The organism is Pseudomonas lactis (genome assembly GCF_001439845.1).
Taxonomy (GTDB): Bacteria; Pseudomonadota; Gammaproteobacteria; order Pseudomonadales; family Pseudomonadaceae; genus Aquipseudomonas; species Aquipseudomonas lactis.
Genome location: NZ_JYLO01000005.1, coordinates 336,951 through 356,369 on the forward strand (window position 1 = coordinate 336,951; position 19,419 = coordinate 356,369).

Annotated in this window: 16 protein-coding genes and 1 pseudogene; 3 read left to right on the forward strand and 14 right to left on the reverse strand. The window is 61.0% G+C overall.

Going from position 1 to position 19,419, the window contains the following annotated elements; translation table 11 throughout:
- Window positions 1–79: 79 nt before the first annotated feature.
- The 7 genes from TX24_RS32140 to TX24_RS10490 all read right to left on the reverse strand — a co-directional run bounded on the left by TX24_RS32140 (window position 80) and on the right by TX24_RS10490 (window position 8,269).
- A complete protein-coding gene (locus tag TX24_RS32140) occupies window positions 80–250 on the reverse strand; it encodes a hypothetical protein (RefSeq protein ID WP_087149549.1) in 171 nt (56 codons plus the stop codon).
- On the reverse strand, window positions 247–1,350 hold the full coding sequence (locus tag TX24_RS10465) for a PepSY-associated TM helix domain-containing protein (RefSeq protein WP_057710319.1): 1,104 nt from the start codon (window positions 1,348–1,350) through the stop codon (window positions 247–249). The genes TX24_RS32140 and TX24_RS10465 overlap by 4 nt, the downstream gene beginning before the upstream one ends.
- A gap of 62 nt (window positions 1,351–1,412) precedes the next feature.
- Window positions 1,413–3,851 carry a TonB-dependent siderophore receptor gene (locus TX24_RS10470; protein WP_057710286.1) on the reverse strand — a complete coding sequence of 813 codons (2,439 nt, stop codon included), beginning with the start codon at window positions 3,849–3,851 and terminating at the stop codon, window positions 1,413–1,415.
- Between the two features lie 207 nt (window positions 3,852–4,058).
- Entirely contained in the window at window positions 4,059–5,027 is a 969-nt protein-coding gene (locus TX24_RS10475; protein WP_047711939.1) for a FecR domain-containing protein, read from the reverse strand.
- The gene (locus tag TX24_RS10480) at window positions 5,024–5,542 is read right to left on the reverse strand and encodes an RNA polymerase sigma factor (RefSeq protein WP_003194824.1); all 519 of its coding nucleotides are present in this window, start codon (window positions 5,540–5,542) and stop codon (window positions 5,024–5,026) included. The genes TX24_RS10475 and TX24_RS10480 overlap by 4 nt, the downstream gene beginning before the upstream one ends.
- Before the next feature lie 100 nt (window positions 5,543–5,642).
- A complete protein-coding gene (locus TX24_RS10485; protein ID WP_057710287.1) occupies window positions 5,643–6,350 on the reverse strand; it encodes a 3'-5' exonuclease in 708 nt (235 codons plus the stop codon).
- Entirely contained in the window at window positions 6,347–8,269 is a 1,923-nt protein-coding gene (locus tag TX24_RS10490) for a putative nucleotidyltransferase substrate binding domain-containing protein (protein WP_044272105.1), read from the reverse strand. The genes TX24_RS10485 and TX24_RS10490 overlap by 4 nt, the downstream gene beginning before the upstream one ends.
- Before the next feature lie 246 nt (window positions 8,270–8,515).
- On the opposite strand from TX24_RS10490, the gene TX24_RS10495 reads away from it, so the two are divergent.
- Window positions 8,516–8,962 carry a response regulator gene (locus tag TX24_RS10495; RefSeq protein WP_044271766.1) on the forward strand — a complete coding sequence of 149 codons (447 nt, stop codon included), beginning with the start codon at window positions 8,516–8,518 and terminating at the stop codon, window positions 8,960–8,962.
- A gap of 275 nt (window positions 8,963–9,237) precedes the next feature.
- On the opposite strand, the gene TX24_RS10500 is transcribed toward TX24_RS10495, so the two are convergent.
- Window positions 9,238–11,415, reverse strand: coding sequence for a malate synthase G (locus TX24_RS10500; RefSeq protein ID WP_044271764.1), 2,178 nt, complete (start codon window positions 11,413–11,415; stop codon window positions 9,238–9,240).
- A 139-nt stretch (window positions 11,416–11,554) separates the two neighbouring features.
- On the reverse strand, window positions 11,555–11,779 hold the full coding sequence (locus tag TX24_RS31830) for a hypothetical protein (protein WP_125970770.1): 225 nt from the start codon (window positions 11,777–11,779) through the stop codon (window positions 11,555–11,557).
- Between TX24_RS31830 and TX24_RS10505 the strand changes: the two genes are divergently transcribed.
- The gene (locus tag TX24_RS10505; protein ID WP_044271762.1) at window positions 11,778–12,290 is read left to right on the forward strand and encodes a glycine cleavage system transcriptional repressor; all 513 of its coding nucleotides are present in this window, start codon (window positions 11,778–11,780) and stop codon (window positions 12,288–12,290) included. The genes TX24_RS31830 and TX24_RS10505 overlap by 2 nt on opposite strands.
- 222 nt (window positions 12,291–12,512) lie before the next feature.
- Here the strand turns inward: TX24_RS10505 and rarD are convergent, their stop codons facing one another.
- From rarD to TX24_RS10530, 5 genes and pseudogenes are all read right to left on the reverse strand, one after another.
- A complete protein-coding gene (gene rarD / locus TX24_RS10510; RefSeq protein WP_044271758.1) occupies window positions 12,513–13,397 on the reverse strand; it encodes an EamA family transporter RarD in 885 nt (294 codons plus the stop codon).
- 190 nt (window positions 13,398–13,587) lie between these two features.
- Window positions 13,588–14,562, reverse strand: a complete 975-nt coding sequence (locus TX24_RS10515; protein WP_003194811.1) for a serine/threonine protein kinase — start codon at window positions 14,560–14,562, stop codon at window positions 13,588–13,590.
- A 161-nt stretch (window positions 14,563–14,723) separates the two neighbouring features.
- Window positions 14,724–16,622: a PhoX family protein gene (locus tag TX24_RS10520; protein ID WP_057710288.1), complete on the reverse strand. Its 1,899-nt coding sequence runs from the start codon at window positions 16,620–16,622 to the stop codon at window positions 14,724–14,726.
- Between the two features lie 79 nt (window positions 16,623–16,701).
- Window positions 16,702–17,466 carry a TOBE domain-containing protein gene (locus tag TX24_RS10525; protein WP_047711935.1) on the reverse strand — a complete coding sequence of 255 codons (765 nt, stop codon included), beginning with the start codon at window positions 17,464–17,466 and terminating at the stop codon, window positions 16,702–16,704.
- Between the two features lie 58 nt (window positions 17,467–17,524).
- Window positions 17,525–18,263 (reverse strand): annotated as a pseudogene (locus tag TX24_RS10530) (double zinc ribbon domain-containing protein).
- A 92-nt stretch (window positions 18,264–18,355) separates the two neighbouring features.
- On the opposite strand from TX24_RS10530, the gene bioB reads away from it, so the two are divergent.
- Window positions 18,356–19,411 carry a biotin synthase BioB gene (gene bioB / locus TX24_RS10535; protein ID WP_014720209.1) on the forward strand — a complete coding sequence of 352 codons (1,056 nt, stop codon included), beginning with the start codon at window positions 18,356–18,358 and terminating at the stop codon, window positions 19,409–19,411.
- Window positions 19,412–19,419: the final 8 nt, after the last annotated feature.

A 19,419-nucleotide genomic window follows, 5' to 3' on the forward strand; every position in this document is an offset into this window, starting at 1 on the left:
CTCGCGAATAACGCCAACGATAACGCAGCTCGCTTGGTTTAACGCGGTGCTCTCGGGTTTTTCGCGAGCAAGCTCGCTCCTACAGCAGTTTGTAGACGGCAATGGCCGCGGGTATGCCCAACCCGATCCAACTCAACGAATCCCACCACCCATCGCCCAGCAGCGCTGCAAATAACCCGGCGGCACTGAGCAGGCCAATCCCCAGGGGTATGGCAAACACCTTCCAGAAATTCGACTGCCGCGGCTTCATACCCTGGCCGCCTTGCGCCGTACGATCCATAAGTAAATGCCGCTCACCAGCACGATGATGGTCAACACATCCAGCACCGCCCACAGGACCTTCATCGGCATGCCGCCGTAATCACCAAAATGCAGGGGTTGGGACATGCCCATGGCGTCCATGTACCACGGCCGTTCGGCGATGGCGGTGACGGCAAGGGTGCTGGCGTCGATCAGTACCGGTGTCAGCAAATGGGAGGTCAAGTGGGTGCTGCCCTTCATGAACACAGCGTAGTGATGTTCGCTGGAAAAGCGCGTGCCGGGGAAGGCGATAAAGTCTGGCTCCATACCCGGTGCGGCCTTGGCGGCAATGCTCAACAGCTCGGTGGCGGGTGCGCGCTGGGTCAGCGGCGGGGCGTTCTTGTAGGGTTCGATCATGGCGCTGAGGCTGTCCTGGCGCCAGGCGGCGATGATCAGGTCGGCGCAGGCGCTGATCACGCCGGTAACACCCACCACCAGCGCCCAGGTCAAGGTGACCACGCCGATCAGGTTGTGCAGGTCGAGCCAGCGCAGGCGAGTGGACTTGTCCTGGCGCACGGTGGCGAACTTCAAGCGGCGCATGAACGGCAGGTACAACACCGTGCCCGAGATAATCGCCAGCACAAACAGAATGCCCATGAACGCCAGCAACAACTTGCCCGCCAGCCCGGCAAACATATCCACATGCAGGCGCAGCAGGAACAGGGTGAAGCCCCCATTGGCAGATGGCATTTCGACGGTTTCGCCAGTGCGGGCATCGAGCATGAAGGTGTGCGATGAGTTCGGCTCCGTGCCGGCGGTGGCCGCCATGATCGCGATCACGCCGTTGTTGTCGTCTTCGTCCCAGGCCAGGTACTGCATGGCCTCGCCGGGGCGATGGGCCTGGGCTTTGGCTACAAGCTGCTCGAGGTTGAGCCGGGGCGTATCGGCAGGCATCTGCGCCAGTTCGGGCTCATTGCCCAGCAGGTGGTCGATCTCGTGGTGAAACACCAACGGCAGGCCGGTGAGAGCGAGCAGTAGCAGGAATACGGTGCAGATCAGGCTGGTCCAGGTGTGGATGAAGGACCAGTGGCGGATGGTTTTGCTTTTCATCACGGCTCCAAAGGCAAAAGGGCCGCGGTTCAGGCGGCCCTTCATCAGCGGTTTTCACCGTCTTAGAATTTGTAGTTCACGCTGGCTACTACGTTACGTTGGTCGCCGTAGTAGCAGTAGAAACCATCGCAGGTGGGCAGGTAGTCCTTGTTGAAGATGTTCTTGGCGTCGACGGCCACCGTTACGCCCTTCATGGCATTGCTTACACGGCCAAGATCGTAATGCACCGAGGCGTCGTAGACGGTGTAGGACCCTACGTGGCCGAGTTCGGTGTTGGCAGCGTTGCCGTAAGTGTCACCGACATACCGTACGCCCGCACCTACACCGAAACCGTCCAGCAGGCCGCTGCGCCAAGTGTAATCGGCCCATCCTGTGGCTTGATTGCGAGGCAACTGGTTCAGACGATTTCCTTTTTCAGCGGCTGCGCCTTGGGTGATTTCGCTATCGTTATAGGTGTAGGAACCCACCAGCTTTAGGCTTTCAGTAACGTCTGCGCTGGCTTCAAGTTCCAAGCCGCGAACCCGAACCTCGCCAACTTGGCGCGTGATGCTGCCTTCTGTAACCGAGGTGTTCTGCTGAGTCAGGTCGAACACCGCTGCGGTAAACAAGGCTTTGGTGCCAGGTGGCTGGTATTTGACACCGACTTCGTATTGCTTGCCCTCAGTTGGTTTGAAAGCCCCCGTGCTGGCTACTTGAGTGCCTGAACCCGCCTGGAATGACTCGGCGTAAGACAGGTACGGAGTAATGCCGTTGTCGAAGACATAGCTCAGCGCGGCGTTACCGCTGAAATGCTTGTCACGTTGAGTATTGGTGGCGTCGTTCAAGTTGTGGAAGGTGGTGCCTGTGTGTACCCAGTCTTCGCGTCCGCCGAGGGTCAAGCGCCAGTTATCGAGGGCCATCTGGTCTTGAACATACAGACCGGTCTGCTGGGTTTTTTGGTTGTAGTCATACATGGTGAAGTACTGAACCTTGGAAAAGTCCTGTCCGTACACCGGTCGATTGAAGTTAATAGTGGGTACACCGCCTGAACCCCATAGCCAGCGTGCATTGCTGTCGGAGCGCTGGTGGTCGAGACCAAGCAACAGGGTATGACTTACAGGACCGGTCTGGAAGTTAGCTTGAAAATTGTTATCGACTGCGAACTGGCCGATGTCCTCATCGACCTTGCCGGCGGAGCGACTTACGTTGCCGTCGGCATCAACTGCGGCTTCCGGGCCATTCGGGAAAAACGCTCCCCCGGCGGTAAGGCCCTGGAACGACAAGTCGTTCTTGGTATATCGCAGGTTCTGACGGAACTGCCAAATGTCGTTCAAGCGCGTTTCAAACGCGTAGCCCAGTGCGTAGTAAGTGCGGTCATAGAACTCCCAGTCTGGATCGCCCAGGTTCTTATGATGGGAAATCTTGCCGGCTGGCGAGCTCAATTTGGTGCCTTGCAGCGGCAGGAACTGACCGGTGATACCGGTATCGTCGCGAGTGAATTGGGTGAGCAAGGTCAGCTTGGTGTCGTCGTTGATATTCCATGTGAGACTGGGGGCAACGTTGTATCGCTTGTCCGGGATGTGGTCTACCGCCGTATTGCTGTCGCGCACGACGCCACTGATTCGGTAAAGGAACTGGCCTTCGTCGTCGATTTTGCCGGTGCTATCGAAGTTGATCTGCTTGTGGTTGTTGCTGCCTGCCTGCACTTCAATTTCGTTTGAGCTTTCGGCCTCGGGGCGACGGCTAACCATATCCAGCAAGCCGCCGGGTGGGGTTTGCCCGTAAACCGACGAAGCGGGGCCTCGCAGCACGGCGATGCGTTCCAGATTCCAAGTATCGATTTTCGGCGTGGCGTAGTTACCCTTGGGCAAAGGCAGACCATCGAGGAATTGGGTCGGGACAAAACCGCGAATCAGTAACCAATCACTGCGCGAGTCGGAGCCATAGCCACTGCTCTGCACGCCGGCCGTGTAGCGCAGGGCGTCATTAAGGTTGAGAACGGAGCGGTCTTCCATTTGCTGGCGAGTAATGACCGTGACGGAACGGGGCAGTTCGGCGATAGGAGTATCAGTCTTTGTGCCCGCCGCTGTGCGAGTAGCGACATAGCCATCCACCGGCCCCCAGGCACTTTCATAGTTGCCCTGGGCAATGATGCTGGTCTCGGGCAACGCCACAACCCCTTGCGGAATCGCGGCCAAGGTAAAAGTCCCCGCCGTACTCTGCTCCAACTGCAACCCCGTCCCCCGCAGCGCCTCACGCAACGCGCCCTGCGCATCGAACTGGCCTTTGACCGGCGCCGAGGTCTTGCCGGCGGCGAGTGCGGGGTTGAGGGTCAGCGCCAGGCCGGCCTGGCTGGCGATCTGGTTCAGGGTGGTGGCCAGGGGCGCAGCCGGCAGGTTGTAGGCGCGCACGCTCAAGGCTTGTTCTGCGGCATACAGCGTAGTGCTCGCCAGCGGGGCGCTGAGGGCGATCGCCACGGCTAACAGGCTGGGGCGCAACAAGGTGTCTAGCGTGCGGGACATACGGGCGGCTCCTGAATGGAAATATTTCTCAATTGCCTAGGTGCCGAGCGAGAATCGAAAAGTGATAGGGCTGGGTGAAAATATTTTTCGCAGGTGTGCTTGATGGCCTCATCGCAGGCAAGTCAGCTCTCACAGTTGATGGTGTTCGCAATTCAAAATGTGGGAGCTGGCTTGCCTGCGATAGCAATCGCCCAGGCACTGCAGGACCTAAGGCTTACCCTGGACGGTCACCCACCACGGCGTGTGCTGCTCGATCTGCACCGGCAAGGTCGGCAACAGCGCATTCAATGCCAACGTGGTGTCGTGCAGCGGGAAACTGCCGGTGATGCGCAGATCGGCCACGGACTTATCCACACCCAGGTAGCCGGTGCGATAGCGCGCCAATTCCTCGATCACATCCCCCAGCCGGGCGTTGTCGACCACCAGCATGCCGCGGGTCCAGGCATCGGTTGCCGGGGTGACGGCCAGCAGCGGGCCAAGGCCGTCGCTGCGCATCAGCACCTGCTGGCCCGCCTTGAACACCTGTTCCTGGTGCAACGCCTCGGGCTGGGCGGCCACGGCTGACTGCAAAACACTCAAGCGCGTCGCGTCGTCTTCGCGCTTGACGATAAACCGGGTACCCAGCGCCCGCAGACTGCCGTCGCGGGTTTGCACGTAGAACGGGCGCGAATCGTCGTGGCCGGTCTCGACGAGAATTTCGCCTGCCTGCAACACGATCAAGCGGCGTGTTTCGTCGAAGCGCACATCAATGGCGCTGTGGGTGTTGAGGTTTATTCGCGTGCCGTCCGCCAGCTTCAGCGTGCGCTGTTCACCGGTAGCAGTGCGCTGGTCGGCCAGCCAATAGTGGATAGGTACGTAACGCTCACCGGCAAACAGCGCCAGGCCGCACACCAGCACGATACTGGCCAGGCCCCGGCCCAGTTTGCGCACGCGCTGGCGAATGCCGTGGCGCGATTGCAGCAGCGCCGCCCGGGCCGGGCCTGAGGCCACGCTGAAACGCTGGTCGAGCATGCCCAACTGGCGCCAGGCGCGCGCATGTTCCTCATCGCTGGCCAGCCACTTGCTGAACTCTTCCCGTTCCACCGCGCTGCCGTCGCCCGAGTCGAGGGACAGTTGCCAGGCAATCGCGGCATCCAGCACGCGCGACGACACCGGTTTGGAGCCGATGGCGGTCACGACGGCTCGCCATACAGTGCGATGTAGCACTGGCGAATGCCCTGGGCCAGGTATTGGCGCACGCGGGGCACTGACACGCCCAGGCGCTGGGCGATTTCGGCGTGGCCCAGGCCGTCGAGGCGGTTATAGAGAAACGCGGCGCGGGCCTTGCTCGACAGTTTGCCGAGCAGGCGGTCGATGGCCTTGAGGTCTTCGAGGATCAGTTGCTGTGCTTCCGGCGAAGGCTGCTCGCTTTCCGGGATCAGCATCAATTCGGTGAGGTAGGCCTGCTCCAAAGCCGCACGACGGAAGTAGTCGAACAGCAAACCCTTGGCGATGGCCACCAGGAACGCCCGCGGTTCGCGGGGCTCGCGCAACTCATCACGGCCCAGCAGGCGCATGAAGGTGTCCTGGCTCAGGTCTTCGGCACGACTCGGGCACGCCACATTGCGTCGCAGCCAAGCCAACAGCCAGCCACGGTGGTCGCGATATAACGCACCAACAAGCTCACTGCGTGGGGTCTGGACCGACGACAAGGCATCACCGAATAAACAAGAGGTTTAAACTAACGAGAATTATTCGCGATTGTCGCAGAGGCGTGGGGTGGGCGCAATTGGCGTCTGTCGGGAGATGAGATTAAAACGATGGCGCCTGTTTGCGCCGTTTCCATTGGGCCAAACGCGCTTGCAGCGCCTGGGGCGTGGCGATCTGTTGCTGCCGCGCACGGCTGAACAGGATCAGCATCAGCTCCGCCGTCGCCAATGCATCGGCGCTGGCGTGATGGCGTTCTCCGGCCTGTAGCCTGAAGTGGTTGAGCCAATCATCCAGCCCGGCCTCGCGGATATGCGCCTCTGGGCACAACAGCGGGGCCAGGTCTGCCACATCCAGGAATGGATGGGCCAGGCGATACCCCAGGCTGTCCTTGAGCGCCCGGCACAGCATGTGTTGATCAAACGGCGCATGAAAAGCTAGCAGAGGGCTGTCGCCCACGAACGCCATGAAATCCAGCAACGCTTCGGCCGGGTCACTGCCGGCGGCGATTGCACTGGGCCCCAGCCCGTGGATCAGCACACTGGGGCTGAGCTTGGTGTCGGTGCGTTGCAGCGTGCGTTCGAACAGCTGGGAAAAATCCACCGCACCGTCTTCGATGACCACGGCGCCGATCGACAGCACCTGGTCGCGGTGAAGGTTCAGGCCGCTGGTTTCCAGGTCCACCACCACCCAGCGCTGGCTGCGCATTGGGCCGTTGCCCAGCTCGGCGGGCTTGGGTAACTGCTCCAGGCGCTGCTGTTGCGCAGCGTTGAGCCCAGGCTTTTTGGCGCGCAGCCAGCCAAACAAACTCACAGCTGATACCGCAAGCTCAGGCTGCTTTGCAGGCGTTGGGCCTGGCGCAGGGACTCACGCAGGATGCGCCTGTCCAGGTGGTTGAGGCTGTCGGGGTCGACGCGGTTGGAATAGGGCAGGTTCTCGCGGGTCTGCAATTGATGCTGCTGCATGCGGGTCTGCTGGATAAAGTGGTAGGCCTCTTCATAGGCGGCGCCATCCAGGGGCTCGATCACGGCCTTGTCCACCAATTGGCGCAGGCGTTCCAGGGTGTTGTTGGCGTGGATGCCATGGGCCAGGGCCAACAGGCGCGCGCCGTCTACAAAGGGCGTGAGGCCCTGCACCTTGAGGTCGAGGGTGGCTTTTTCGCCATTTTTGCGGGTCAGCACGAACTCGCGGAAACGCCCCACCGGCGGGCGTCGTAGCAGTGCGTTCTCGGCCAACATACGTTGGAACAAGCGGTTATCCGCCACCTGATCGAGAATGCCCTGGCGCAGTTGCTCGCAACCGCGCTCGTCGCCCCACACCACGCGCAAGTCAAAATAGATGCTTGAGCCCAGCAGGTTTTCTGGCGTCGCCTCACGAATGAACGCGCCGAAGCGCCGCGCCCACTCCACGCGGGACAAGCACAGCTCGGGGTTGCCGGCCATGATATTGCCCTTGCACAGGCTGAAGCCGCACAGCGCCAGGCTTTGGTTGATGTGCTGCGCCAGAGGCAGCAAGCGGCCACGAAAGTCGGCGGCTTCGACGGCGTCCTTGGCCTCGAACAGGATGCCGTTGTCCTGGTCGGTGTACAGCGTTTGTTCGCGGCGGCCTTCGCTGCCAAAACACAGCCAACTGAAAGGCACGCCGGGGTCGCCTTTTTCCGCGAGGGTCAACTCGATCACCCGGCACACGGTGTGGTCGTTGAGCAGCGTGATGATGTGGGTGATCTGGGTGGACGACGCGCCATGGGCGAGCATGCGCTCCACCAACTGGCCGATTTCACCGCGAATCGCCACCAGGTTTTCCACCCGGGGGGCGTTGCGGATGGTGCGGGCCAGGTGCACCAGGTCCACGCGCTGCAGGGAGAACAAGTCACGCTCGGAGACCACGCCACACAGGCGCTGGTCTTGCACCAGGCACACATGGGCGATATGCCGCTCGGTCATGGCGATAGCTGCGTCGAATGCGCTGTGCTCCGGGCTCAAGTAAAACGGTGCCTGGGTCATGTGCCCGGCAATGCTCTGGCTGAAGTCGCTGGTGCCATCGGCGACCACCTGGCGCAGATCGCGCAGGGTGAAGATGCCCAGGGGCGCCTTGTGTTCGTTGACGATCACAATGCTGCCGACCTGCTGTTCGTGCATCAAAGTCACCGCTTCGCGCAACGGCGTGTGCGGGCTGCAGGTGACCGGGTGGCGCATGGCCAATTCACCCAGGCGGGTATTCAAGGAGTATTGGGTGCCGAGGGTTTCCACGGCTTTTTGCTGTACCTGCTGGTTGACCTGGTCGAGCAGGCTGCTGACCCCGCGCAAGGCGAAATCACGAAACGGGCTGGACAGCGCGAACAGCTTGATAAAGGCCGGCTTGTTCAGTTGCAGGCAAAAGGTGTCTTCAGCGGCTTTGTGTTCTGTGCGGGTCGCGCGTTCACCCAGCAAGGCGGCGAGGGGGAAGCATTCGCCGGTGGCGATTTCAAAGGTGGTGTCCGCCGAGTCTGGGCGCTCGCCCACGACCCGCCCCTGTTTGACGATATAAAAATGCTCGACCGGGCCGCCCGACGGTTTGAGGATGCTGTCGCCAGGGCCGTAGAAACGCAGCTGGCACTGTTCCACCAGGAAGGCCAGGTGCGCCTGTTCCATCTGGTTGAACGGCGGGAAGCGTTGCAGGAATTGCAGGGTGCCGTGGATGTTCTGCAACACCGCGGTTTTACCCGCCTGTGCGAATGCATCAGCTTTACTCATAACAGTGACCGCAGTGTTTTTGTCGTTATCGTGCTGCATGGTCGACTCCTGCGCGGTGGGTGCCCATTGGACGTAAGTCTAGGTCGAGGAATACCGCGCAAAACTAGGGAAAAACCTTACATGACAATCGTCCAAAACCCGTAGAACGCCCACTAGGCAAACTTTCCGACGAAGTGCACATTGATCGCCCTTCCGCAGATGTCTGACGAGTGTGCTGGGAGATTGATGAGAACTGCTGAGAAACGTATGTCCGACCACGATATTTTGAGTGATGCCGAGCGCGAGGCGCTGAGCGCCGTGATGCTGGAGCCCGACTTACCCCCCCAACGCGTATTGATCGTGGACGACGACAAGGACGCGCGTGAACTGTTGGCGGAAATCCTTGGGCTCGACGGTATTCGCTGCATGACAGCCGAAAGTGGCGAGGCAGCGTGGGAGTTGTTGAAGACGCACAGTTCCATCGGTTTGTTGATCACCGACCTGCGCATGGCGCCCAGCAATGGCCTGGAATTGATCCGCCAGGTGCGTGAGTCCACCCGTGCGGCGTTGCCGATCATCATCATGTCGGGGGACGCGGAAGCGCCGGATGTGATTGATGCGATGCATTTGAGCGTGGTGGATTTCTTGCTCAAGCCGATTGATAGCGTGAAGTTGGCGAAGTTGGTGAAGCGGGAGTTGGGGATGGTTGCCTGATTCTTGTGGTGAGTGTGATGGCCTCTTCGCGAGCAAGCCCGCTCCCACATTCGACCGCATTCTTACCCGACTGAATGCAGTCAAATGTGGGAGCGGGCTTGCTCGCGAAGGCGTCAGTACATTCGACCTAAGAACTAAAAAGCCCCGATCTTTCGATCAGGGCTTTTTTGCATCTGTAGGAGCGAGCTTGCTCGCGAAGAATGCACAGGCACCGCGTTTGTCCAAGGTGCCTGCGTTATCGTTAACGTTTTTCGCGAGCAAGCTCGCTCCTACCATTACAGGCCGTTCTTGGCCTTGAACTCCCGACGCCTGCGGTGCAACACCGGCTCGGTATAGCCATTAGGCTGCTTGGTCCCTTCAATCACCAACTCCACCGCTGCCTGGAACGCGATGTTGCTGTCGAAATCCGGAGCCAGTGGGCGGTACAACGCATCCCCGGCATTCTGACGGTCTACCACCGGCGCCATGCGCTTGAGGCTTTCCATCACTTGGGCTTCGTTGACGATGCCGTGGCGCAGCCAGTTGGCGATGTGCTGGCTGGAAATACGCAGGGTGGCGCGGTCTTCCATCAGGCCGACATCGTTGATGTCCGGCACCTTGGAGCAGCCCACACCCTGGTCGATCCAGCGCACCACATAGCCAAGGATGCCCTGGGCGTTGTTGTCCAGTTCGTTGCGGATCTCTTCTTCGGACCAATCGGTGTTGCTGGCCAAAGGAATGGTGAGGATATCGTCCACCGAGGCGCGCTCGCGCTTGGCCAGTTCGGCCTGGCGGGCAAACACATCGACCTTGTGATAGTGCAACGCATGCAAGGCCGCGGCGGTTGGCGAAGGTACCCAGGCGGTGTTGGCGCCGGCCAGTGGGTGAGCGATTTTCTGTTCGAGCATCGCTGCCATCAGGTCGGGCATGGCCCACATGCCCTTACCGATCTGTGCACGACCTTGCAGGCCAGTGCTCAGGCCGATATCGACGTTCCAGTTCTCATAGGCGCCGATCCATTTTTCTGCCTTCATGGCCGCCTTGCGCACCATCGCGCCGGCTTCCATGGAGGTGTGGATTTCATCGCCGGTGCGGTCGAGGAAACCGGTGTTGATAAACACCACACGCTCGCTGGCCGCCTTGATGCAGGCCTTGAGGTTGACCGTGGTGCGGCGCTCCTCGTCCATGATCCCGACCTTGAGGGTGTTGCGCGCCAGGTTCAGCACCTCTTCGATGCGACCGAACAGTTCGTTGGTGAACGCGGCTTCTTCCGGGCCGTGCATCTTCGGTTTCACAATGTACACAGAACCGGTGCGGCTGTTCTTGCGGGTGTTGTTGCCGTTGAGGCTGTGGATCGCCGCCAGGCTGGTGATCAGGCCGTCGAGGATGCCTTCGGGCACTTCGTTGCCGTCTTTATCGAGGATCGCATCGATGGTCATCAAGTGGCCAACGTTGCGCACGAACAACAGCGAACGGCCGTGCAGGGTCACGTCGCTGCCATCCACGCCGGTGTAGACGCGGTCAGGGTTCATGGTGCGGGTGAAGGTCTGGCCACCCTTGGCCACTTCTTCGGCCAGGTCGCCCTTCATCAGGCCGAGCCAGTTGCGGTAGATCACCACTTTGTCATCGGCATCCACGGCGGCGACGGAGTCTTCGCAGTCCATGATGGTGGTCAGCGCGGCTTCCATCAGCACGTCTTTGACGCCGGCAGCGTCGGTCTGGCCGACTGGGGTGCTGGCGTCGATCTGGATTTCGAAGTGCAGGCCATTGTGCTTGAGCAAGATTGCAATCGGCTCGGCCGCAGGGCCCTGGAAACCGATCAACTGGGCATCGTCACGCAGGCCGCTGTTGCTGCCGCCTTTGAGGCTCACGATCAGCTTGCCATCGACGATCTTGTAGCCGGTGGAATCGACGTGGCTGCCGGCGCTGAGCGGTGCGGCTTCGTCGAGGAAGGCGCGGGCGAAGGCAATGACCTTGTCCCCACGCACTTTGTTGTAGCCCTTGCCCTTCTCGGCGCCGTTGGCTTCGCTGATGGCGTCGGTGCCATACAGCGCGTCGTACAGCGAGCCCCAGCGCGCATTCGAGGCATTGAGGGCGAAACGGGCATTCATCACCGGCACGACCAGCTGTGGGCCGGCCATGCGTGCGATCTCGTCATCGACGTTTTGGGTCGAGGCCTGGAAGTCTGCGGCTTCTGGCAGCAGGTAGCCGATGTCTTGCAGGAAGGCTTTGTAGGCCACCGGGTCATGGGCCTGGCCTGCGTGGGTCTGGTGCCAGGTATCGATCCGCGCCTGGAAGTCGTCGCGTTTGGCGAGTAGGGCTTTGTTCTTCGGGGCCAGGTCATGGATGACCTTGTCGGCACCGGCCCAGAACTGGTCGGCAGTGATGCCGGTACCGGGAATGGCTTCGTTGTTCACGAAGTCGAACAGGACTTTGGCGACCTGCAGGCCACCGACTTGAACGTGTTCAGTCATTGCTTGCCTCACTCTGCGGAGCTTATGCGCTTTTTCAGATTTTCATTATGTAGTGCACGGTTGGGCATACTACATGATGACTTGCGGTTGTGAAAATTAGACTAAATACGTCGTTTAGCGACCCACTTTGGTCGTACGGTCACAGCGGAGAACCGGATGTTCTCAAAAAACTATTAGATTGTTCCAGATAAATATCAAAATGGTACACGATTTGTCTTCGAGCGACCGCGCGTCCACTTTGTAGGAGCGAGCTTGCTCGCGAAAAACCTGAGAGCACCGCAAGTGTCAGTTTTTTCGCGTTATCGTTGACGACCTTCGCGAGCAAGCTCGCTCCTACAGGAATAGCACCGAGGTATTTCGCCATGGACCATCTTGTACTCACTATTATCGCCGCCGACAAACCCGGCCTGGTTGAACGCATCGCGCAGAACATTGCCAGCCATGGTGGTAACTGGCTGGAAAGCCGCATGGCGCACATGGCCGGGCAGTTTGCCGGGATTCTGCGGGTCAGTGTGCCGAGCGAGCAGCGCCAGGCATTGGTGGGATCGTTGGAGGATTTATCCACCCACGGCATTCGCGTGTTGGTGGGTGAGGGCAGCAGCGGCCAGGCATCGGCGTCCAAGCCGATCCTGATGACCCTGGTGGGCAATGATCGCTCGGGCATCGTGCGCGAGATCACCGCGCTGTTGAGCCAGCAGGGTGTCAACCTGGAACGCCTGAGCACCGATGTGCGCCCGGCGCCCATGAGTGGTGATCCGCTGTTCAACGCCGAGGCGTTGTTGCAAGTGCCGGCCACGCTGTCGTTGGAAACCTTGCAAGAGGCTTTGGAAACCTTGGCCGATGACTTGATGGTGGAGTTACGTCAGGAGGAGTAACGATCCACAGGGTTATGCATCGAAATCTTGCATGGGCCTGTGGATAACCTGTAGAGACCCGACGCCAGGCCACGCCCGCCGGGCATCTGCGCAAGTTGAGCAAAAAACGAGCAGTTTCAAGGGCTTGTGCACAAATGGCGGGGATCAGGTTGTGGATAACCTTGGGGTGGAACGCTGCAAGCCACGAATGCTGTGGCTTGCAGAGGTTTGTACGTTATTTGATCAGCGTTTGCGCACGGTCATCCAGGCATCCAGGCTGTACACCACCAGCCCGGCCCAGATAAAGGCGAAGGCGATCAACGTGCTCGGCGCCAGGTGTTCACCGAACAACAGCACGGCTTCGAGCAACACCAGCGTCGGCGCCACGTACTGCAAAAAGCCCAGGGCGGTGTAGGGTAAATGCCGTGCAGCGGCGTTGAAGCACACCAGGGGAATCAGCGTCACCGGGCCTGCGGCCACCAGCCACCAGGCCTCGGAGGTGCTCCAGAACGCCAGTTGCGCGCTGTGGGCGGTCGGGTTGAACAGCAACCAGGCGATGGCAATGGGTACCAGCATCCAGGTTTCCACCACCAGCCCTGGCAGCGCCTTGACCGGCGCCTGCTTGCGGATCAAACCGTAGAAACCGAACGTCAACGCCAGCGCCAGCGACACCCACGGCAGGCTACCAACCTGCCACACCTGCTGCGCCACACCCGCCGCAGCCAACCCGACAGCCACCCATTGCAAACGGCGCAGGCGCTCGCCGAGGATCAGCATGCCCAGCAGCACATTTACCAGCGGGTTGATGTAGTAACCCAGGCTCGCTTCGAGCATGCGCCCGGTGTTTACCGACCACACATAGGTCAGCCAGTTAGCGGCGATCAACGAACCACTGAGGGCCAGGATCGCCAGGCGCTTGGGGTTGTCGCGCAGCTCGCGAAACCAGCCGGGGTGTTTCCACACCATCAGCAACAGCCCACCGAACAGTGCCGACCACAACACACGGTGCACGATGATCTCGGCGGCAGGCACGCTGGCGATGGCTTTGAAGTAGAGCGGGAACAGACCCCAGATGACATAGGCGCTCAGGCCCAGGATGTACCCCTTGCGAGGGTTGGCGGCTTGCATTGCAGAATCCTTGCTTAGGCAGCTAACAAAGCGCAATTGTAAGGATATTTGTCAGACAATGGGCGCCGCTTTTTGTAGGAGCGCGCTTGCTCGCGAAGATCGTCAACGATAATGCGGCAGGCCTGTCACCCAATGGCGCTCTCGGGTTTTTCGCGAGCAAGCTAGCTCCTACAGGAGAGCGTCGTGTTGCTCAGAAGAGCTTCAGCGGTTCTTCATTGAGCGCCGACAGTTGTTCGCGCAATGCCAGCACCTGATCACCCCAATACCGCTCGCTGCCAAACCACGGAAAGCTATGGGGGAATGCGGGGTCGTCCCAGCGTCGCGCCAGCCAGGCACTGTAGTGCATCAGGCGCAGGGCGCGCAGCGGTTCGATCAGCGCCAGTTCGCGCGGGTCGAAGTCGTGGAATTCCTGGTAGCCATCCATCAGCTCCGAGAGCTGGCCCAGGCATTCCTGGCGGTCGCCAGCCAGCATCATCCACAGGTCTTGCACCGCCGGGCCCATGCGGCAGTCATCCAGGTCGACGATATGGAACATTTCGTCGCGGCACATCATGTTGCCGGGGTGGCAGTCACCGTGCATGCGGATGTTCTTGTGCGGCGTGGCCTTGTAAACCTCTTCCACACGCTTGAGCAGGTCGCGGGCTACGGACTCATAGGCCGGCAACAGGCTTTTGGGAATGAAGTTGCCTTCAAGCAGGGTGGTAAGGGAGTCGTGACCGAAATTCTTCACCCCCAGGGCTTCGCGGTGTTCGAACGGGCGGGTGGAGCCCACCGCGTGCAAACGCCCGAGCAGTTGCCCAAGCCGATAAAGCTGATCGAGGTTGCCAGGCTCCGGCGCGCGGCCGCCACGGCGGGGGAACAGGGTGAAGCGGAAACCTGCGTGTTCGAACAGGCTCTCGCCGTTGTGGACCAACGGGGCGACCACCGGTACATCGCACTCGGCCAGTTCGAAGGTGAAGCGGTGTTCTTCCAGGATCGCCTCGTTGGTCCAGCGCTGGGGGCGATAGAACTTGGCGATCAGTGGTTCGGCGTCTTCGATGCCCACTTGGTACACACGGTTTTCGTAGCTGTTGAGCGCCAGAACTCGCGCGTCGCTGAGGAAACCGATGCTTTCGACGGCGTCGAGCACCAGGTCTGGGGTGAGTGTTTCAAACGGGTGGGCCATGCGAACTCCTGCGCGCAGCAGGGCGCCGCGTCCGGCCGGGTATGGTAACAGCATAGATAGGCGGTGGCTGTGCGGACGCCTTCGCAGGCAAGCCAGCTCCCACACTGGCATGTATTTACACATCGAGATGTGGGAGCTGGCTTGCCTGCGATAGCGGTCTATCAGGCGCCTACGATCCCGCCGTCATCCCGCCGAATCGCCATCACCGAGGAGCGCGGCTTGCCGTTGGGCAGGTGTTCCGGCCAGGTCGAACCACCGGTTTCCCCTGGGTGTTGAATGCCCACGAACAGCGTCTTCTGGTCCGGCGAAAAACTGATCCCCGTCACTTCACACGCCACCGGTCCCACCATGAAACGACGGATTTCACCGGTGCTCGGGTCGGCACACAGCATCTGGTTATTGCCCATGCCCGCAAAGTCGCCGGCGTTGCTGTAGTCGCCATCGGTGAGGATCCACAGGCGCCCGGCTTTGTCGAAGCCCAGGCCGTCGGGGCTGTTGAACATGTTTTGCGGGTTGATGTTGGACGAGCCGCCCTTGGGGTTGCCGGCATGTACGCCGGGGTTGCCGGCCACCACGAACAGGTCCCAAGTGAAGTCCGTGGCACCGTGGTTATCGGCGTCGGCTTTCCAGCGCAGGATCTGGCCGTAGACGTTCTTCTCCCGTGGGTTGGGGCCGCCCACCGGCTGGCCCTCTTCGCCGCGCTTGGCGTTGTTGGTCAGGGTGCAGTAGACCTGGCCGTCGGTGGGGCTGACCACGATCCATTCCGGGCGGTCCATGCGTGTGGCTTTCACCACGCTGGCGGCCAGGCGCGCGTGAATCAGCACCTCGGCCTGGTTGGCGAACCCGCTGCTGGCGTCGATGCCGTTTTTGCCATGGGTGAGTTCAACCCACTGGCCTTTGCCCTTGGGGTGGTCGGCGTTGCCGTCGCCCGCGTCGAAGATCGCCACGTACAAGGTGCCGTGGTCGAGCAGGTCTTTGTTGGCCTTGGGGTTGTTGTGGTTGATCTGGTCGCGGCTGACGAACTTGTAGATGAATTCACCACGCTCATCGTCGCCCATGTACACCACGGCGCGGCCGTCACGGGTTTCGGCGAGGGCTGCGTTCTCGTGCTTGAAGCGGCCCAGGGCCGTGCGCTTGACCGGGGTGGATTGCGGATCGAACGGGTCGATTTCCACCACCCAGCCATGGCGATTGAGTTCGTTGGGGTTCTTGGCCATGTCAAAGCGCGGGTCGTGCTGATGCCAGTTGATGTCCTTGCTGGCGGCCACCACGCCGTAGCGCTTCTGCCCGGCGTCGAAGGTTTGCTGCGGGTTGCTGCTGCCAAAGCAATCGGTGAAGTTTTCTTCGCAGGTCAGGTAAGTGCCCCACGGCGTCTTGCCGTTAGCGCAGTTCTGGAACGTGCCGAGGACTTTTTTGCCGGTCTTGTCGGCGCTGGTTTTCAGCCAATCATGGCCGGCAGCAGGGCCACTCAAGCGGAGCGGTGAATTGCCGTGGATGCGTCGGTTGTAGCGCGAGTCCTGGACGAACTGCCAAGTGTCACCCTGGCGGCGTACTTCGATCACCGACACGCCTTCGCTGGCCAGGGCCTTGCGCACGTCTTCGGCCGATTGCGGCGCGCCGCCGTGGGCGTAGAGGTAGCGGTAGTTGGTGTATTCGTTGTTGATCGCCATCAGCGCGCGGTTGTCGTCGCCGGAGAATGGAAACAGGCTCATGCCGTCGTTGTTGTCGCCGAACTGTTGTTCCTGGGCCTTGGCGGTGCCATGGCCGGACGGGTCGAAGGCTGGGGCGTGCTTGTGCAGGGGCTGGCCCCAACTGATCAGCACCGAAGCGCTGTAGCCCGGTGGCAGGGTGATGGTGTCGCTGGTGGCGGCGGCGATGCTGGTGAACCCCAGCAGCGGGCTGGCGGAAGCGGCATTCACCGCCAGGGCGCTACGGCTCAGCAGGTTACCGCCGAGGAACATCGCGGCGCCGCACAAGGCGCCTGCGCCGATAAAGCGACGGCGGGTCAGGCCCACCATCTGTTCAAGGTCGGTGGCTTGGTTTTCTTCTAATAGGCTCATCACAGGCTCCTTAAGGTTTTTGCAGACACCTTAAGCAGCGCTTGTGACCGAATTGTTGCAGCTTGAAGACGCGGGCCCGTTACACCGGGGTGCCGAGCAACACATGGCTGGGTGCAAACTGCACGCGGATCGGCTGGCCCTGCGCTGCGTCGATGGCCTTGAGTGCGACGGGCTGCGCCAGTGCGCACAACACTTGGCCGTTGGGCAGGGCGATACGCACCTCGCTGGGGCCGTCTTCGGCGGCGAGAATGGTCTCGATCACACCGCTCATGCAATTGTGTCCAAGTGTTTCGGTTTGCCCCTCCGCCAATAATTCAAGCCATCCGGCCTTGATCAGCGCGACCACTTCCACACCAGTCTGCAGTTCCAGGCGCAGGGTGCTGTCGTGGGTGATCTGTGCATCCAGATGCAGGCCGCCAGCCAATTGCAGGCGGATCATGTCGTTGTGGCCATGGCTCTCTATGGCGCTGACCTGGCCGTGCAACTGGTTGCGCGCGCTGGTGCGCAGCATCAAGCGGCCCAGCAGGCTGAAGTCGCTGGCCGCTTCGTCCGAGCCAAGGATCTCGGCCTGAAGCAGTTGCAGACGCTGATAAAGGCGCAGCACCCGCTCTCCTTCTTGCGTCAGTTTGGCGCCGCCACCGCCCTTGCCGCCGACGCTGCGTTGCACCAGCGGTTTTTGCGCCAGGTTGTTCAGCTCGTCAATGGCGTCCCAGGCGGCCTTGTAACTCAACCCGGCACTCTTGGCCGCACGGGTGATGGAACCCTGCTCGGCGATGTGCCCCAGCAAGGCAATACGCTGAGGGCGGCGGATGATGTGTTGGTTGAGAGGGCTGGGCACAGACATGGCAGATACGCTTGGGTGAGATGCGCCGACGTTGCCGCGCTGGCGCGGGGGAGTCAAGTCAGCTGCCGGGTTTGGGCGTACGGGCCAGGCAATACACGTCCACCTGGCGGGCGCCGGCGTTTATCAACAAGCGCGCCAGGCTGTGGGCCGTGGCGCCGGTGGTGAGGACGTCGTCTACCAGCGCCAGATGTTGCCCGGCAACCTGGATGCCGGGGGCCAGGGCGAAGGCGTTGAGCAGGTTGCGTTTGCGGGTCTTGGCATCGAGGTCTTGCTGCGCCACGGTTTCATGGGGGCGCAGCAGCGCATGTTCATCAACGGGAATGTCTAGGGCGTGACTGAGCCAGCGGGCCAGCATCAACGCTTGATTAAAGCCGCGTTCGCGCAGGCGTTTACGCGCCATGGGCACGGGCAGCAGGCAGTCGGGGCGCTCCAGTTCGGCGTTATCGAGGCGATGTTGCAAGTGCTGCCCCAGCAGGCGCGCCAACAGATGCCCCAGCGGCCAACGCGCCTGATGCTTGAAGCGGCTGACCAGGGTATCCACGGGAAAACTGTAGGTCCATGGCGCGACCACTTGGTGAAAGGCCGGAGGCTGTTTTTTGGCACTGGCCGCAGATCAACCCATCCATGGGCAAGGGCAGTGCGCAGCGCTCGCATTGGTCCATCAGCCATGGCAACTCTGTTTCGCAGGCGCTGCACACGGCCTCGGCTGATTCGGTGCTCTCATCGCAAATCAGACAGGGTTGTATGCTTTTTAACCAGATGTAAACTTGGTGATTGTACTCAGGTTGACAGTGCATGAATCTTCCTTAAATATGCCGAGCATCCGTGTCGTGCCTGTGGGTATTGCCCTACCCACAGCGCTTGCCAAAGCATAATCAAGGAATCGCCCATGAGCGCCAGCACCTCTGCCACCCTGCGTCACGATTGGTCTTTAGCTGAAGTCAAAGCCCTGTTCGTGCAGCCCTTCAACGACCTGTTGTTCCAGGCGCAGACCGTGCACCGCGCGCATTTCGACGCCAACCGCGTGCAGGTCTCGACCCTGCTGTCGATCAAGACCGGCGCCTGCCCGGAAGATTGCAAATATTGTCCGCAGTCAGGCCACTACAACACTGGCCTGGAAAAAGAGAAACTGATGGAGGTGCAGAAGGTCCTCGAGGAGGCCGCTCGCGCCAAGGCCATCGGTTCGACGCGTTTCTGCATGGGCGCGGCGTGGAAACATCCATCGGCCAAAGACATGCCCTACGTGCTGGAAATGGTCAAAGGCGTGAAGGCCATGGGCCTGGAAACCTGCATGACCCTCGGTCGCCTCGACCAGGACCAGACCGAAGCCCTGGCCCAGGCCGGCCTGGACTACTACAACCACAACCTCGACACGTCGCCGGAGTTCTACGGCTCGATCATCACCACCCGCACCTACAGCGAGCGCCTGCAAACCCTGGCGTATGTGCGTGATTCGGGGATGAAGATCTGCTCGGGCGGCATCCTCGGCATGGGCGAATCTCTCGATGACCGCGCCAACTTGCTGATCCAACTGGCCAACCTGCCGGAGCATCCGGAATCGGTACCGATCAACATGCTGGTGAAGGTAGCGGGTACGCCGTTGGAAAACGCCGATGACATCGACCCCTTCGATTTCATCCGCATGTTGGCGGTGGCGCGCATCCTGATGCCGCAGTCCCACGTGCGCCTGTCGGCCGGCCGCGAAGCCATGAACGAGCAGATGCAGGCCCTGGCGTTTTTTGCCGGCGCCAACTCGATCTTCTACGGCGACAAACTGCTGACCACCGCCAACCCCCAGGCTGACAAAGACATGCAACTGTTCGCACGCCTGGGCATCTTGCCCGAAGCCCGTGAAGAGCATGCCGACGAAGTGCACCAGGCGGCGATCGAGCAGGCGTTGGTGGAGCAAAAGAGCAGCGAGCAGTTCTACAACGCTGTGGTGTAACCACCTTT